13 protein-coding genes and 1 riboswitch are annotated in these 15,386 nt (G+C 68.5%); of the genes, 3 read left to right on the forward strand and 10 right to left on the reverse strand.

The window, feature by feature from the left end; genetic code table 11:
• The first annotated feature begins 88 nt into the window (after positions 1–88).
• Positions 89–1,504: an MFS transporter gene (locus WMN78_RS14295; protein ID WP_340534405.1), complete on the forward strand. Its 1,416-nt coding sequence runs from the start codon at positions 89–91 to the stop codon at positions 1,502–1,504.
• On the opposite strand, the gene WMN78_RS14300 is transcribed toward WMN78_RS14295, so the two are convergent.
• A complete protein-coding gene (locus WMN78_RS14300) occupies positions 1,501–3,018 on the reverse strand; it encodes an amino acid permease (protein ID WP_340534406.1) in 1,518 nt (505 codons plus the stop codon). The two genes, WMN78_RS14295 and WMN78_RS14300, sit on opposite strands and share 4 nt — an antisense overlap.
• Positions 3,019–3,388: 370 nt before the next feature.
• On the reverse strand, positions 3,389–3,562 hold the full coding sequence (locus tag WMN78_RS14305) for a CsbD family protein (protein ID WP_340534407.1): 174 nt from the start codon (positions 3,560–3,562) through the stop codon (positions 3,389–3,391).
• Positions 3,563–3,989: 427 nt separating this feature from the next.
• On the opposite strand from WMN78_RS14305, the gene WMN78_RS14310 reads away from it, so the two are divergent.
• On the forward strand, positions 3,990–5,888 hold the full coding sequence (locus WMN78_RS14310) for a DEAD/DEAH box helicase (RefSeq protein WP_340534408.1): 1,899 nt from the start codon (positions 3,990–3,992) through the stop codon (positions 5,886–5,888).
• A 92-nt stretch (positions 5,889–5,980) separates the two neighbouring features.
• On the opposite strand, the gene WMN78_RS14315 is transcribed toward WMN78_RS14310, so the two are convergent.
• From WMN78_RS14315 to pulA, 4 genes are read right to left on the reverse strand one after another with little or no spacing between them, the layout of a single operon-like run.
• Positions 5,981–6,631 carry an MBL fold metallo-hydrolase gene (locus tag WMN78_RS14315; RefSeq protein ID WP_340534409.1) on the reverse strand — a complete coding sequence of 217 codons (651 nt, stop codon included), beginning with the start codon at positions 6,629–6,631 and terminating at the stop codon, positions 5,981–5,983.
• Between the two features lie 21 nt (positions 6,632–6,652).
• The gene (locus tag WMN78_RS14320; protein ID WP_340534410.1) at positions 6,653–7,672 is read right to left on the reverse strand and encodes an aldo/keto reductase; all 1,020 of its coding nucleotides are present in this window, start codon (positions 7,670–7,672) and stop codon (positions 6,653–6,655) included.
• 39 nt (positions 7,673–7,711) lie between these two features.
• Positions 7,712–8,380, reverse strand: coding sequence for a nucleoside/nucleotide kinase family protein (locus tag WMN78_RS14325; protein ID WP_340534411.1), 669 nt, complete (start codon positions 8,378–8,380; stop codon positions 7,712–7,714).
• Between the two features lie 21 nt (positions 8,381–8,401).
• Positions 8,402–11,479, reverse strand: coding sequence for a pullulanase-type alpha-1,6-glucosidase (gene pulA, locus WMN78_RS14330; RefSeq protein WP_340534412.1), 3,078 nt, complete (start codon positions 11,477–11,479; stop codon positions 8,402–8,404).
• 195 nt (positions 11,480–11,674) lie between these two features.
• On the opposite strand from pulA, the gene WMN78_RS14335 reads away from it, so the two are divergent.
• Positions 11,675–12,760, forward strand: coding sequence for a LacI family DNA-binding transcriptional regulator (locus WMN78_RS14335; protein ID WP_340534413.1), 1,086 nt, complete (start codon positions 11,675–11,677; stop codon positions 12,758–12,760).
• Here WMN78_RS14335 and WMN78_RS14340 read toward each other — a convergent pair.
• From WMN78_RS14340 to WMN78_RS14355, 4 genes are all read right to left on the reverse strand, one after another.
• Positions 12,702–13,043 (reverse strand): multidrug efflux SMR transporter, encoded by a 342-nt coding sequence (locus tag WMN78_RS14340; RefSeq protein WP_340534518.1) that lies wholly within the window; start codon positions 13,041–13,043, stop codon positions 12,702–12,704. The genes WMN78_RS14335 and WMN78_RS14340 overlap by 59 nt on opposite strands.
• Entirely contained in the window at positions 13,043–13,366 is a 324-nt protein-coding gene (locus WMN78_RS14345) for a DMT family transporter (RefSeq protein ID WP_340534414.1), read from the reverse strand. Before WMN78_RS14345 ends, WMN78_RS14340 begins: the two co-directional genes overlap by 1 nt.
• Before the next feature lie 9 nt (positions 13,367–13,375).
• A riboswitch (guanidine-III (ykkC-III) riboswitch) is annotated at positions 13,376–13,441 on the reverse strand.
• A gap of 50 nt (positions 13,442–13,491) precedes the next feature.
• On the reverse strand, positions 13,492–14,118 hold the full coding sequence (locus WMN78_RS14350) for a hypothetical protein (RefSeq protein WP_340534415.1): 627 nt from the start codon (positions 14,116–14,118) through the stop codon (positions 13,492–13,494).
• Between the two features lie 131 nt (positions 14,119–14,249).
• Positions 14,250–15,344 carry a LacI family DNA-binding transcriptional regulator gene (locus tag WMN78_RS14355; RefSeq protein WP_340534416.1) on the reverse strand — a complete coding sequence of 365 codons (1,095 nt, stop codon included), beginning with the start codon at positions 15,342–15,344 and terminating at the stop codon, positions 14,250–14,252.
• Positions 15,345–15,386: the final 42 nt, after the last annotated feature.

Raw genomic sequence — 15,386 nt, forward strand, 5'->3', positions numbered from 1 at the left:
GGCCGTGTTGTTCAGGATGACGCTGAACAACACGGCCTGAGGTGTTTAATGGCAGGCACCAGCCACCACTACCGATCAGGCCACCGCCGTGCTACGAAGCGCCCCTGCTGCCGCCCCCGAGACGGCCGGCATCTTCCACCGCCACTACCTGCTGGTGACGGCCGGCGCGTGCGCCCTGGTGTTCCTGGCGGCGTTCGAATCCCTCGCCGTAACCACCATCATGCCGCTGGTCAGCCGCGAACTGGACGGTGCGGACCTGTACGCGCTGGCCTTCGCCGGGCCCCTCGCCACCGGTGTGATCGGCATGGTGGCGGCCGGCAACTGGTCCGACCGCCGCGGACCCGTGGGACCCCTGTACGCTTCCGTTGCCCTGTTCGTGCTCGGTCTTCTGATCGCGGGGACGGCGGGCAGCATGGCTTCCCTGGTGGCGGGGCGGCTGGTGCAGGGCCTGGGCGGCGGCGCCATGACCGTGGCGCTGTACGTTGTGGTGGCGCGCGTTTATCCGCCCGTGCTGCATCCGAAGATTTTCGCCGCGTTTTCCGCAGCGTGGGTCATCCCGTCCCTGGTGGGACCGTTCGCGGCCGGCATCGTGGCCCAGGCGGCCAGCTGGCACTGGGTGTTCCTCGGTGTGGTGGGGCTGGTGGTTCCGGCGCTCCTGATGGTCGTGCCCGCGCTGCGGGGACTGCACCATACCCCCGCAAAAGCCGGCACGCCGGAAGGAACCACAGGCGCCCAGCGCTGGTCCTACGGACGGCTCGCCTGGGCCACCCTCGCGGCGCTGGCCGTCCTGGCGCTGAACCTGTCGGCGCAGGTTCCGGTGGCCGGCGGCTTCCTGGCGGCGGCCGCCGTCGTGATTGCCCTGGTGGCGGTGCGGCCCTTGGTGCCGCGCGGCACCCTGCTGGCCCGGCGCGGGCTGCCGAGCGTCATCCTTGCGCGCGGGCTGGTCTCGGCGGCGTTCTTCGGCGCGGAGGTCTATCTTCCCTACCTGCTGGTGGAGCGCTACTCCTTTTCGCCCACGTTCGCAGGCCTCACCCTCACCGGCGGCGCCCTCGCCTGGGCCGGCGCGTCCGCCGTCCAGGGGCGGATGGGCGGGAAGCTCAGCAACCTCCGGGCCATGATCATCGGATCCGTGATGGTGCTTGGCGCCGTCGTCCTTGCCTTGGTGACCACCGTCCTGGGCTGGCCGGCCGCCGTGGCGATTGCCGGCTGGATTTCCGCCGGCGGCGGTATGGGGCTGATGTATCCGCGCCTGAGCGTGATGACGCTGGCCATGTCCACACCTGCCACCGAGGGGTTCAACAGCTCGGCCATGTCCATTGCGGATTCCCTGGGCGGAGCGTTGGCGCTGGCCGCCACCGGAATCGTCTTTACTGCGCTAACCACGACGACGACGGCGGGCGGGGTGCCGGGCGGCTCCTTCGCAGGAGTCTTCGCCCTCACGGCCGCCATCGCCGTCGTCGCTGTGGTTGTTGCGCCGCGGGTCGCGTCGCGTCGAACGCCCTAGCTCAGGGCATTGGCTTTCGTCTGGCCTGCGGCCGACTTCTCGGCGGCGGCCTTGTCCGAAGCAGACTCAGCCTTCCACTCCTCTATCCGCGCCTGCTGGAGCGGCGTCTTCCGGTTGAAGTGCCAGGCAGCGCCCAGGATCAGGAACCAGAGGGGAGCCACCACCAGGGCGAGGCGCGTGTCCTCAGCCTGGGCCAGGGCAACCAGCATGAACACGAAGAACGCCAGCACCACGTACGGCATGAACGCGCCGCCGGGCATCTTGAAGGCGGACGCTGCATGCAGCTGCGGCCGGCGGCGGCGGAACACGATGTAGCTGACCAGGATCATGGACCAGACGAACATGGTGAGCACCGAGGCAACCGAGGTGACCACGGTGAACGCGCCGATCACGGAGTCGCCGGAGTAGAGCAGCACCAGGCCGGCCAGCAGGAAGATGCAGGAGAACAGCAGGGCGTTCTGGGGGACCTTGCGGATGCTCAGCTTGCCGAACGCCTTCGGAGCGTTGCCGTCCTGCGCCAGGCCGTAGACCATGCGCGAGGTGGAGTAGATGCCGGAGTTGGCGCTGGAAGCCGCGGAGGTGAGGACCACCAGGTTGATGACCACTGCCGCGATGCCCAGCCCTGCCAGGGTGAACATGCCGATGAACGGGCTGCTGGCGCCGTCAATGCTCCGCCACGGGTTGACCGCCATGATGACCACCAGGGCCCCAACGTAGAAGAGCAGCACCCGGATGGGGATCGAGTTGATGGCCCGCGGGAGGTTCTTTTCCGGGTCCTTGGTTTCAGCTGCTGCCGTACCCACCAGTTCGATGCCGGCGAAGGCGAAGATGGCGATCTGGAAGCCGAGGATAAAGCCGAACATGCCGTGCGGGAACACGCCGCCGTCGTTCCAGATGTTGGCCAGGCTGGCCACCGCGCCGTTGGGGGAGGTGAAGTTCGTAGCAATCATCACGACGCCGGTGCCGATCAGCGCAAGGATGGCCACCACTTTGATGATCGCGAACCAGAACTCGGCTTCGCCGAAGGCCTTGACCGTGGGAAGGTTCAGCAGGATCAGCACTACCGGGGTGATGAGCGCGGGGATCCACAGCGGGGTGCCGGGAGCCAGCTTGTCCACGTAGCCGGCAATCGCAACGATGTCTGCCACGCCGGTGACAACCCAGAAGAACCAGTAGGACCAGCCGGTGAAGAACCCGGCCCACGGTCCGAGCAGGTCGCCGGCGAAGTCGCTGAAGGACTTGTAGTTCAGGTTGGAGAGCAGGAGCTCGCCCATGGCCCGCATCACGAAGAAGAGCATGGAGCCGATGATCATGTAGACGAAGATGACGGCCGGGCCGGCGAGGGAGATGGTCTTGCCGGAGCCCATGAACAGCCCGGTGCCGATGGCACCGCCGATGGCCAGCAGCTGGATGTGGCGGTTGCCCAGTGCCCGGGCAAGGTGCGGTTCCTGGCTGTGGCTGCTGGCGGATTCCGTTGCAGTGTTTCTGGCAGCCGTAGTGGTGCGTTCAGACATCAGTGCTTCTTTCCTTATCTCAGGCAGACCGGGCGGGCGGCCTGCCTCTGCAGGCATGGTGCCGCGCCGCCGTCCGCACGGAGCCGCCACAAATGTGACGGAGGTAACAGTTGGGGGGGGTGGATTAAGACTATGGGCCGGGTGGAGGCCCTCCTCCGCAGGCCAGCAGCTGCTCGCACCAAGCGGCGGGCCCGCGTTTCGACGGCGGGCAGCCTCGGGCTTCCAGCGGACCCGGGGCGGGAAAGGGCGTGCCTGGGCGTAGTGCCGGGCCCTGACGTGATGGGGGCGCCTCCCTGTCTTCGTCTCACGGACGGGCGAATCAGCCGCCGTCCGTGTCACTACCCTTCGACAAATGTCGAGACTCAAAGCATCAATCGTAGTCTGTTGTTGGAGCAGGTTCGGCGGCTTCCACGGGCCTCACCCCGGCCTGGTCCGCCTGGCCCTCCCGCCTGGGGTCCCCGTTGCCGGTGAGCCGGCCGGGTTGCTCGCTGGCGCTCCCAAGGTGATGGATAACGACGTTGCGTCCCTTGTCTTCGAGTCCCATGGGATGTCCTTTCGGGTAGATCCTCCCGAGGGGATTCGGACCCGAGCCTGAACCGGATGGGTCCGCCATGTTGGCGCTAGCCGAAGTGACGGCCGGAGGGGCGGTGCAGTAACCCCGAAACGGGGGCGGAGCCCGCGGATGCTAGACTGGTGGAACTTGATGTGCAGTGATGCCCGCTTAGTACTCGGTTGAACAGCTTCGGCTCGTTGACCGGGTCCCCGAAGGATTTATCCGCAGGGAGTGGGTTTTTTTCATGTGAGAGGCACATCCTGCGTCGATGAACGCGTTCTATTTGGTCCCGGCCGCCGCCACCGCAAGGTTGGCAGCAGCCCGGTTGATCACCTGACTTTTCTTCGGCGAACCCTTGGGCCAACCGGCACCGGGGGCCGATATCCGCATGGATACCGCCTGAAAGACCTTGAAACACATGACTACTTTTGCTGCCCTCGGCACGCCCAAGGCACTCGCCGACACGCTGACCGCACAGGGAATCACCGAACCCTTCCCCATCCAGGTCAAGACCCTCCCGGACACCCTGGCCGGACGCGACGTCCTGGGCCGCGGCCGCACCGGCTCCGGCAAGACCATCGCTTTCGCCATCCCGCTTGTAGCACGACTCGCTGAGCGGGAAGCCAAGCACTTCCGCAAGCCCGGCCGCCCGATGGGCCTGGTCCTTGCGCCGACCCGCGAGCTGGCCACCCAGATCAACGCCACCATCGAGCCGATGGCCAAGGCCATGGGCCTGAACACCACCGTCATCTACGGCGGCATCTCCCAGGCCCGCCAGGAGAAGGCGCTGCGCGCCGGCGTCGACATTGTCATCGCCTGCCCGGGCCGCCTGGAGGACCTGATCCGTCAGCGCATCCTGACCCTCGAGGCTGTTGAGGTCACCGTGCTGGACGAGGCCGACCACATGGCCGACCTCGGCTTCCTGCCGGTGGTCAAGAAGCTCATGGATATGACCCCGAGCCAGGGCCAGCGGCTGCTGTTCTCCGCCACCCTGGACAACGGCGTGGACAAGATTGTCCAGCGCTACCTGTCCAACCCGCTGACCCACTCCGTGGATGATCCGCAGGCCGCGGTGACAACCATGGAACACCACGTGCTCGTCGTCAACGACCAGACCGTCAAGAAGCAGCTGATCGTCGAACTCGCTTCGGGTTCCGGCCGCCGCGTGCTCTTCATGCGCACCAAGCACCACGCCCGCAAGCTTGCCAAGACCCTGACCGACGCCGGCATCCCCGCCGTCGACCTGCACGGCAACCTTTCGCAGAACGCCCGTGACCGCAACCTCGCCGAGTTCTCCTCCGGCGACGTCCGCGTCCTGGTGGCCACCGACGTCGCCGCCCGCGGCGTCCACGTGGACGACGTCGAACTGGTGATCCACGTTGACCCGCCCACAGAGCACAAGGCATACCTGCACCGCTCAGGCCGTACGGCCCGCGCAGGTTCCGACGGCACCGTGGTCACGCTGACCCTCCCGGAGCAGCAGTCCGACGTCAAGAAGCTCATGAAGGCTGCCGGCGTCGAGGTCAACTTCGAGCGCGTCACCGCCAACTCCCCGCTGGTTGCAGAACTGGTGGGCGAAATGGCCGACAAGATCGATCCGCGCACCCGCGCCGCTCTGCTGGCTGCCAAGTCCAACCAGGGCGGCGGCACCTCCACCGGTGCCAACGCCGAGCGCAAGCGCGCCCGCCGCCAGGCTGCACCCACAGCGGGTGGCCGCGGCGGACGTGGCGGACGCGGACGGGTTGCGGCCGAGGCTCCCCGCACGGACCTTCCCCGCGCCGAGCGCCGTGCCGTGGCCTATGAAGGCCAGGCCGCTGCCCGCAACGCTGCCGAGCGCGTGGCGGAAAAGAACCAGGACCGCGCCGACGCCGAGCGCGCCGAGCGCCGCAATGCCCGCGGCCGCGGCCGTGCCACTGCTTACTCGCACCACAACGACGTTCCCGCAGCAGGCGGCCGTGCATCGGCCGGCCGCGGGTCTGACGCACGTGCAACCGACGGCCGTGGCGATGCCCGCGGCGCTGCTACCCGCACCAGTGCACCCCGCAGCGCGTCAGGCCGTGGCGGCGCACCCCGCACCGGCGGCGCAACGGGCGGCCAGCGCAGCGGACGTCCGGCAACGGGCCAGCGCGCAGCTGCCGGAGCCAAGTCCGGCTCGGCCGGCGGCAACGCGGCAGTCTGGTCCTCCAACACCGGCGGCACCTCGGGCGGATCCTACTCCGGCGGCGGCAACGGCCGTTCCGGCGAAGGCCGTCCGGCACGCAGCGGCGGCCCCCGCCGCGCGTCAGCTCCGGCGTCGAACGAACGCCGCAGCCGCTAAGGTCCCTTAACCGACATCGAGTGCTCCGTAACCGCCGTTTAGAAGGTTCATAACGGCGGTGCTGGAGCACTCGATGAGTGGTTAACCCGGGATCACCAGCCGCGGGCGCGCCACTCCCCAAGGTGCGGGCGTTCCGCGCCGAGGGTGGTGGGCTTGCCATGGCCCGGATGCACCACGGTGTCATCGGGGTAGGCGTCGAACAGCCGGTCGCTGACGTCGGTGATCAGCTGGTTGAACCGCTCGGGATCCTGCTGGGTGTTGCCCACGCCTCCCGGGAACAGTGAGTCGCCGGAGAAGATGTGCGCGGGACCTTCCGGGTCCTGGTACACCAGGGCCACCGACCCCGGCGTGTGGCCGCGCAGGTGCACGGCCGTCACGTCGAAGCCGTCGAAGTTGCCCACGTCCCCGTGGTCCAGCAGCACATCCACCGGCACCGGCAGTTCCGGGGCGTCCGCCGTCCCGGCCGCCGTCTTCGCTCCGGTGGCCTCCACCAGGCCCGGCAGCGCACGGACATGGTCCCAGTGCTGGTGGGTGGTGGCAATCAGCGCCAGCTTCGGCGTCGCGGACGTGTCCGCGGCGGCGTCGGAAAGCAGCCCCTGGATGGCGGCCAGATCATCGGCCGCATCGATCAGGAGCTGCGCGCCGGACGCCTTGCTGGTGAGCAGATACACGTTGTTGTCCATCTCGCTGACCGAAATTCGGCGGATGGTGATGTCTCGCAGGTCGTGAATGAGGGAATCCATGGGCTTCAGTCTACGGACGCCTTACTCGCGGCCCTGGGACACCCAGTTGGGGTCCGCAGAGCGGGAGCCGACGACGGCGTCCGCGGCGGCGTCGAGCATCTCCAGTTGCGCAGTGGTGAAGTGTAGCGCCAGCGCACCCAGGTTCTCGTCGATCCGTTCCGCCTTGCGTGTGCCCGGGATGGGAACCACGGGCAGGCCGAGCTTTTTGCCCTGGGCAAACAGCCAGGCCAGAGCCACCTGGGCCGGCGTCGCCGGCTTGCCGGAGACGGTGAGCTCGCCGGCGACGGACTGCACCGCCGCCACCACTCCCTGGTTGGCGTCCGCCGCGTCCGCGGCGAACCGGGGGATGTTGCGGCGGAAGTCGCCGCTTCCGAGTTTTGAAGCGTCCACTGTGCCGGTGAGGAATCCCCGGCCCAGCGGCGAATAGGGCACAAACCCCACCCCAAGCGCGGCTGCCGCGGGAACAACGTTGCGTTCCACATCGCGGCTCCAGATGGACCATTCACTCTGGACGGCGGCGATCGGGTGGACGCTGCTGGCCTCCCGCAGCTCCTCGGCGGTCACTTCCGACAGGCCGAGGTGCCGCACTTTGCCTTGCTGCACCAGCACCGCCATGGCCTCCACGGTTTCCACAATCGGAACGCGGAGGTCGCGGCGGTGCATGTAGTAAAGGTCGATGGTGTCGGTGCCCAGGCGGCGGAGGCTGGCTTCCACCGCCTGCTGGATGTACGCGCGGTCGCCGCGGATGTCGGTGTAGCCGCTGCTGGGCGTGCCCACCAGGCCGAACTTCGTGGCCAGCTGCACGTCATCCCGGCGTTCCTTCAGCAGCTGGGCAATGAGCTCCTCGTTGCTGCCGCCACCGTAGATATCAGCGGTGTCGATGAAGCTGACGCCCGCGTCAACGGCATGGTGGAGGGTGCGCAGGGCCTCGCCCTGGTCCACTTCGCCGTAGACCGGGGTGAGGGCCATGCCGCCGAACCCCAGGGGGCTGACGTACAGGCCGTCGCCGAGGTGGACCGATGGTGCGGATGCCGTTGCCATGGGAGTCTCCATTTCGCTGCTTTGCCTTCTCGGGGAAATCTAGCACCAGGGGATGATCCGGTCTGCCGCAGGGCGGGTGGATTCGATCATCCGCGCGTTGGCTTCGTCGGAGCCGGCGGCCCATTCCTCCGCGGCGGGCCGGTCCATGCCGAACTCCACATGCCGGCTCACCAGCCGGGCGAGGCGAAGGTCCGGGGGAGTGTCCATGAACCAGACCTCATCCAGTTCCGCCCGGACCTGCCTCCACACGGGGCGGTCGGCCAGCAGGTAGTTGCCTTCGGTGATCACCAGCGGCACCGACGCCGGAACGGCAATGGAAGCAGCCACCGGCTCGTCAATCTCGCGGCGGAAGTCCGGCGCGTAGACCACAGGCTCATCCCGCCGCGCCAGCCGCTGCAACAGCGAGAGGTAGCCGCCGACGTCGAACGTGTCGATTGCCCCCTTTCGCTGCCGCAGCGGTGTGCCGTTGATGATCGCGTTGCCCAGGTGGAATCCGTCCATTGGCACAACCACGGCCGTGCCGGCGCCGAAAACCGCGTGCAGGCCGGCAGCCAGGGTCGACTTGCCCGACCCCGGCGAACCCGTAATGCCGAGCAAGATCCGGTTTCCGGACGCGAGGCGGGCACGCAGGCCCGCCACGGCTGCCGTCACGTCGGGGTGCCGGAGCGCGTCGGGATGCCGGAACGCGTCCGGCGGGGAAGATGCCATGGCCACCAGCCTAATCCGCCGCTACCCGGCCTGGAACACCGCCACCGTGCGGGCCGGGACGGTGAAGGTCCCGGATGCAGCGTCATGGGCGGCCGTCTTGACCACGGAGTCAGTGCCCCCGGCCTGCACCGGGTGCAGGGCGTAGGCGGAGCCCGCGGTGCCGGCTACGGTCTGGCTGGTGGCCTCGTCCGAGGCGTTGAACACCACCACGAGTCCGCGCAGGTTCCGGTCCACGTCCGGTCCGACGGAGTCGTCTATGCGCATCACCACGACGCCCGGGGTCTGGTCGGGACCGCCGGCCGGGAAGGACACCTTCTGCTGCACCAGGGCTGCCTCGCCCAGGTGGAACAGCGGCGTGCTCCTGCGGATCTGCAGCAGTTCCTCGGCCCGTCCGCGGGCTGCTGCGATCTCTTCGGAAGCCGGCTTCTGCGCCGGATCCGCGAGCAGCGGGCGCATGTAGCCATACTTGTCCTCGTTGTCAGCCTTGGGCGGCAGTCCTCGGCCGAAGCCGTTGGTGGCATCCGTGTGGTCCAGGACGTTGAACCAGTCGCCGGAGTCGTAGCTGTTGCGGTCCAGGGACTTGCTCCGCAGCGACTCTCCGCCGGCGTGCCAGAACGAGATGCCCTGCCCGAAGGCGGTGGTGCTGAGCGCGAGGGTCTGCATCCGCGTCCGGTCGGCCATGGGCGTGTCCATCGGGAGCTTCAGGGCCAGGGCGTCGAACAGCGTCTCGTTGTCATGGGCCTCCACGTAGGTGATGGCCTCCTGCGGATCGCTCGCGTACCCGGCCGGGGCGCCGTTGTAGGGCACGTCGGAGCCCTTGACCGTGGCGCCGGTGCGGTCGACGAAGGAGTAGTCCTTCAGGTTGCCGGTCAGGCCCACCTTCACCAGGTCCTGGGCGAGGAGAAGGGCGGCTTTTTGCTGGTCCGGGGTGCCGTTGGCAGGGGAATCATTGGGGTCCGTGAACAGGCCGGAAGCGAAGCCCTGGACCCGGGGATCCGGGTCAAAGGGTCCTCCGCCGCGGACGGCGTCGCGCAGGCGGTCGTTGAACGTGCCGATGCCGGTCCCGGCCATGTTGGCCTGGGTGGCCTGGACGAACCTGGCGTTGTTGGCCACCTCGCCGAAGTTCCAGCCCTCGCCGTACAAGGTGATGTTCTTGCCGTCCACTCCGTCCCTGGGCAGCGTCAGTTCGTCGAGGGCCGCCCTGACATCCAGCATGTTCTGCCTGGAGTGGTGGCCCATAAGGTCGAAACGGAAGCCGTCCAGCTTGTAGGTCCTGGCCAGCGTCACCAGGGAATCGACCATGAGCTTGCCCATCATGGCGTTCTCCGTGGCCGTGTTTGCGCAGCATGTGGACGTCTCCAGGGATCCGGTCGAGGCATTCAGGCGGTGGTAGTAGCCCGGCACGATCCGGTCCAGGTTGTTGCTCCCGGACTGGCCGGCACTGGACGTGTGGTTGTAGACGACGTCCTGGATCACCCGCGCGCCGGTGGTGTTCAGTGCAGCCACCATTGCACGGAATTCCGTGATCCTGGCGGGTCCGTCCGGGTTGGTGGAGTAGGAGCCTTCAGGCGTTGTGTAGTGCAGGGGATCGTAGCCCCAGTTGAAGCCGTCCCTGGCTGCAGTCTCGGCCACACAGGCCTGCTGCTCCTCGGAGTCAGCAGGCAGCGCGGCGAGGTCACAGAGCGGTTCGCGTTGCTCGCTTCGGCGCTCTTCAATGGTGCCGATGTCGTTGACGGGCAGCAGGTGGACTGCGTTCATCCCGGCGTCCACCAGTTCCTGCATGCGCTTCATGCCGTTGCTGCCGGTGTCCGTGAACGCCTTGTAGGTGCCGCGGTGCTCGGCGGGGACGGAGTCGTCGGTGATGGAAAAATCGCGGACGTGCAGCTCGTAGAGGGATAGGTCTTCCGGCTTGCTGAGCGCCGGCTTCTGCAGCTTGGCCCAGCCGGCCGGCGCCAGGGCCTTGTCCTCGAGGTCCACGAAAAGGCTGCGTTCGGAGTTGGCGGAGAGTCCCACGCTGTAGGGGTCGGTGACGAGGTTCCGCTCTACCTTGCCGGTTTCCGGGACGAAGACCTCCACCTCGTACAGGTAGTAGCTGCCGTTCCAGTCCTTGTCCCCGGTGACGGACCACACGCCGTCGCCGGCCGGTTCCATGGCCCTGCTGGAGGCGGGATCCCCGCCGGAGCCGGAAGCGTACGTGTGGACGGTGACGCTGCGGGCAGTGGGCGCCCACAGGGAGAGCTCCGGGCGCTTGCCCTTCCAGGACAGTCCAAGTTCCTGCTCCGCCGCCCCCGGGTGGAGCGAGTCCAGGACTCCGGGGACCTGGACACCGGTGGTTGCGGTGACCGTGCCGTCCGGCCCGATGGCGGCCACGAGCAGCTGGCCTTTCAGGAGTTCCTTGGCCCGGAGCGCGTCGGCTTCCGGCAGCCGCAGGGAGGCAAGGCCCGCAAGGTGCGGATACTTGGCCGCGAGGCCGGCTTCCAGGCGCTGGGCATCCAGTTCGAGGGGGACGGCGGATCCCCCGGTGACCTCTCCGTCAGCAACTGCCAGTCCGCCGTCGGGGGCGCTAAAGAGCCGGTACGTGGTGCCTGCGGCTCCGGGGGCCTGCCAGGCGATGGTGTCTGCCGTCAGCCAGTGCGCGCCCGCCTCGGCTCCCAGCGCATCCGGAACGTCGTCAGTGAGGGTGTGGCTGGCGTGGTCGTAGGTGAACGTCACGGGTCCGCCCGGCGCATTGAGCACCAGGTCACCGCCACCGGCCACTCCGCCGGCGCCGTAGTTCTCGTCCCAGGAATTGTTGAGGGCGATCTTCATGGCGTAGGTGCCGGCGGGGACATCGAAGGTGGCCCGGTAGAGGGTGGTGGATCCCTCCACCGGCAGCAGCCTGCTGGCGGCGCATTCCGGCTGCCAGTCTCCGGGACAGCCGATTTCGGACTGTAGCGATCCTACGAGTGCCACGTTTCCCGGCGTGGCGGTGTGGTCTGCAAACGCGGGGAGGGCGAGGCCGCCCAGGGCCAGGGGAGTGACGCAGGCGGCCGCCAGGGCAGCCAGCAGTTTCCGGTTGAGGGCGGGCGGGGACCCGGGCAAGTGGGAGTGGCGAATCATGGGAGACCTTCCTTGGCAATGCCCCAGAACGGCATCAGCGGTGAGCGGGGATAGTGACGAGCCTAGGTACCCGTTATGACGCACGTCAACAGTTTGCTGAAAATTTTGCGTTCTGTTTTCACCTAACAAGACGGGAGGCTTACGTACACTGGAAGCACGATGACTTCCGGACGGCCGTTCCGGTGAAGGAGCTTTATGAGCACGACAGCGGGCCGCGCAGACCCGGCCGCCCCGGAGCGACCGAAGCTGGAGGACCTCGCCCGGAAGGTCGGCGTCAGCATCGCCACCGTGTCCCGCGTGGTCAACGGGCGGAAGGGCGTTTCACGCGAGGTGCGGCAGGCGGTCCTCGCAGCGATGGACGACCTTGGCTACGAGCGCCCGGACCGTGCCCGCAGCACCACCCGGGGCCAGGTGGGGATCATCGTCCCGGACCTGGCCAATCCGATCTTTCCGGCCATTGCGCAGGCCATGGTGTCACTCCTTTCCCAGGAGGACTTCATCCCGATCCTCTGCGCCTTGCCGGGCGGGGGCCGCTCCGAGGACGAGTACATCGAGATGCTTGTGGCGCAGGAAGCTTCCGGCATCATCTTCATCTGCACTTCACACGCCGACGGCCAGGCCAGCCTGGAGCGCTACCACCGGCTGCTCGGGCGCGGCATTCCGTTCGTCCTGGTCAACGGCGCCCGTCCGGAACTGGCGGCCGCCTCTGTGTCCAACGACGACGCCGCGGCAGTCAGCACGGCCGTGCAGCACCTTGCCAGCCTGGGGCACCGGAAGATCGGGCTCGCGATCGGCCCGCACCGCTTCATCCCCAGCCGGCAGAAGCTGGCCGGATTCCGCTCCGCGTTGGCCGGGTTCCTTGGCACCGAGGACCCGGATCCGCACACGGCCACCAGCATGTTCACGGTGGAAGGCGGCCAGAGCGCGGCCAACGAACTCTTGGACTCCGGCCACACGGCCATTGTGTGCGCCTCCGACGTCATGGCCCTCGGCGCCATCCGGGCGGCCCACTCCAGGGGGTTGCGCGTGCCCGAGGACGTGTCCATCGTGGGCTTCGACGACTCCCCGCTGATGGCGCTCACCAATCCGCCGCTGACCACGCTCCGGCAGCCTGTTGCCGCAATCGCGCACGCGGCCGTCCATGCCCTGGCCTCCGAAATTGCCGGCGAACATGCCACCCGCTCGCCGGTGGTCCTGGCGTCCGACCTTGTGGTGCGCGGTTCTACCGGTCCTGCGGCAGCAGCTTCAGCCCAGCCGCGCAGCCCACGATCCCGGCGATGAACAGCAGCTTCAGCGGGCTGGCAGGCTCAACGCCGGTGGCCATGGCCCAGCCCACGGTCAGGGCGGCGCCGATGCCCACCCACACGGCGTAGGCGGTCCCCAGCGGGATCGACTTCACGGCGATTCCCAGGCCAACCATGCTCAGTGTGGCGGTGACGGCAAAAACGGCAGTGGGCAGTGCCTCGGAGAATCCGTCGGACAGTCCCAGGGCGGTGGCCCAGACGGCCTCGAGCACGGCGGAGGCGAGCAGGACCAGCCAGGCTGCGGCGGATTTCCGAAGCATCACGCCACCACCTTCAGGCCAACCACGCACGCGGCGATCCCCGCGAGCAGCAGCAGCCGTGCCGCCGTCGCCCGTTCAACTTTGGTGACGATCGCGTACGCGGACGTCAGCACCACGCCCACGCCCACCCACACCGCGTAGGCGGTGCCCGTGGGGATCGACTGCATGGCGACGGCGAGTCCGCCGGTGCTGGCAATGACTGAGACCAGGAAGACGGCTGCGGGCAGGACCCGCCTGCGGCCTGTGGCCTGGGAGGTCCGGTGCAGCGCTGCGGCCCACACGGCCTCGAGCGCCCCGGAGAGGATGAGGATTAACCACGACATGACAGATCCTTTGGCCAGTCTTGTCGCGTGCCGGGTACTGAACCGTCGTCCGGAGGTTCCGGAGGGGAACCTTGGTTCCAGCGTAGCAACGCCCGACGCCGGCAGGCCACCGTTGGTGGCTAAGGTCACCGGTGCTGTGTATCCGGGTTCACCGGCCGGTGCGGGATCGATGCGGCGAGGGCGAGCACGACGATGAACGAGGCGGCCAGCACCGCCACCCACGCGCCGCGCGGTTCGGTGAATGCCAGGCTGGGGCCGGCGATCCCCGGCCCGGTCAGGGCGAGGGCAGCGGCGAGGGCCGCACTGACGAGGCCGCAGACGAGCCTGGCCCAGAGCGGTCCTCGCCGGGAGATCGCGTAACCGCCGCCGATCCCAACCAGGGCGACGGCGATTGCGCCGCCGCCGAGGCCTTGGGTGAGAAGGGCGGTAATGGCACCGGGCATGAACAGGGGAGCGATGGCGAAGGCGAGCGGCGCAAGGGCGAGCCAGCGCCATCCCTTCCGCCCGCCTGCACGCCGGAGAGCCTCCGCCCACCCCAGGAGCCCGCCCGCAACAGCCCCGGGCAGGAGGAGCGAGCCGAACGTTCCCCACCAGCTGAAAGTGGAGGCCGGACCTGCCAGTTCCACCATGTAGCTGCGGAATCCCGCTGCCCAGGCAATGCCGCAGGTGATGCCGATCGCCACGAAGGGCGCGGTGCGATGGACGGCGGGGCGGGCGTCGCGCGAGGCTTGAACAGCTTCTTTCCCGGTCATGATCGGCTCCACGGATTCACCTGGTAGCTGGCGACACTAGGGCACTGCGATGCAAAGATCAAGGGCGCGGGAGGGTGTACGTGCCACGACGCTACCGCCGGCGCCCACACGCGCAGCTACCGGCCGCGCAGCTACCGGCCGGGCGCGGCTAGGGGTAGCGGAGTCCGTTCCACCACACTCGGTGCGAGGAGCAACTGCCTGGCCGGCGGTGCGCCGGCTACGCTCCGGGCTGCTGGCGCGTTTCCCGCCAGCTCGTGCGTCAGCACGCGGATGATGTGGCGCGCGGCCTCCTCCACTGGCTGGGCGATGCTGGAGAGCCCCAGTGCGGCGGCTACGGGAGTGTCGTCAAAGCCAACAACAACGGCTGGCGGTCCGCCGGAAAGGGCGGGCTGGCCGGACGCCAAAGCGCCCTGCCGTACCTCCCGGAGCTTCTCCATGGCTCCCAAAGCCAGCGAGTCGCTGGAACAGACGACGGCGGTGGCTCCCCGGGAAACCAGCAGGGCTGCGCCGGCTGCACCGCCGGCAACCGTGTCTTCCGCCTCGACGCTGAGGAGGGGCACGTCCGCGCCGAATCCGGCCGCGGCCATGGCTCGCTCCCAGCCGTGGCGGCGGTCGGCCCCCACGGGATCGCCCGTGTACCAGCCCAGGAAGCCGATCCTCGAGTGGCCTTGGGCAAGCAGCATCTCCACCGCGGCTTCCGTCCCGGCGGCTCCGTCGACGTCCACCCAGGGATGGCTCGCCACGGCCGGGTGCCCGGCGGCGCGCCAGGGCCGGCCGAACACGGCAAAGGGCGTGCCGCGTTCCTGCAGCCAGCGGGTCCGCGCGTCGTCGGGTGAGCTGGAGGTGAGGATGAATCCGTCCAGCCCCGCGACGTCGAGAAGTTCTTCGTACTGGCGGATCTCGTCGCCGTCGGAGTCGGCGCAGAACAGCGTGAGCCGGTAGCCCGCACTCTGGGCCGCTTCCGTCAGTGCGTGCAGGAAGCGGTCCAGGACGGCGCCGTTGATGCCGTCCGTGGCGGGGAAGAGCCGCATGCCAAAGGTCATGGAGCGCTGGGTGCGCAGTTGGCGGGCGGCAGCGCTGGGCCGGTAGCCAGCAGCGGCGATGGCCGCCTGGACACGCTCCCGGGTGGCGGGCTTCACCTTGTGCGGCGCATTCAGCACGTTGGAGATGGTCTGCCGCGAGACGGCAAGTTCGCTGGCCAGGCTGGCGAGGGTGGGCCGGGACAAGCGGGACTCCTTGGGATGCGGGTACTGGGCGGGTGGAATGCA

The sequence above is a fragment of the Arthrobacter oryzae genome, assembly GCF_037911235.1.
GTDB classification, from domain to species: Bacteria; Actinomycetota; Actinomycetes; order Actinomycetales; family Micrococcaceae; genus Arthrobacter; species Arthrobacter oryzae_E.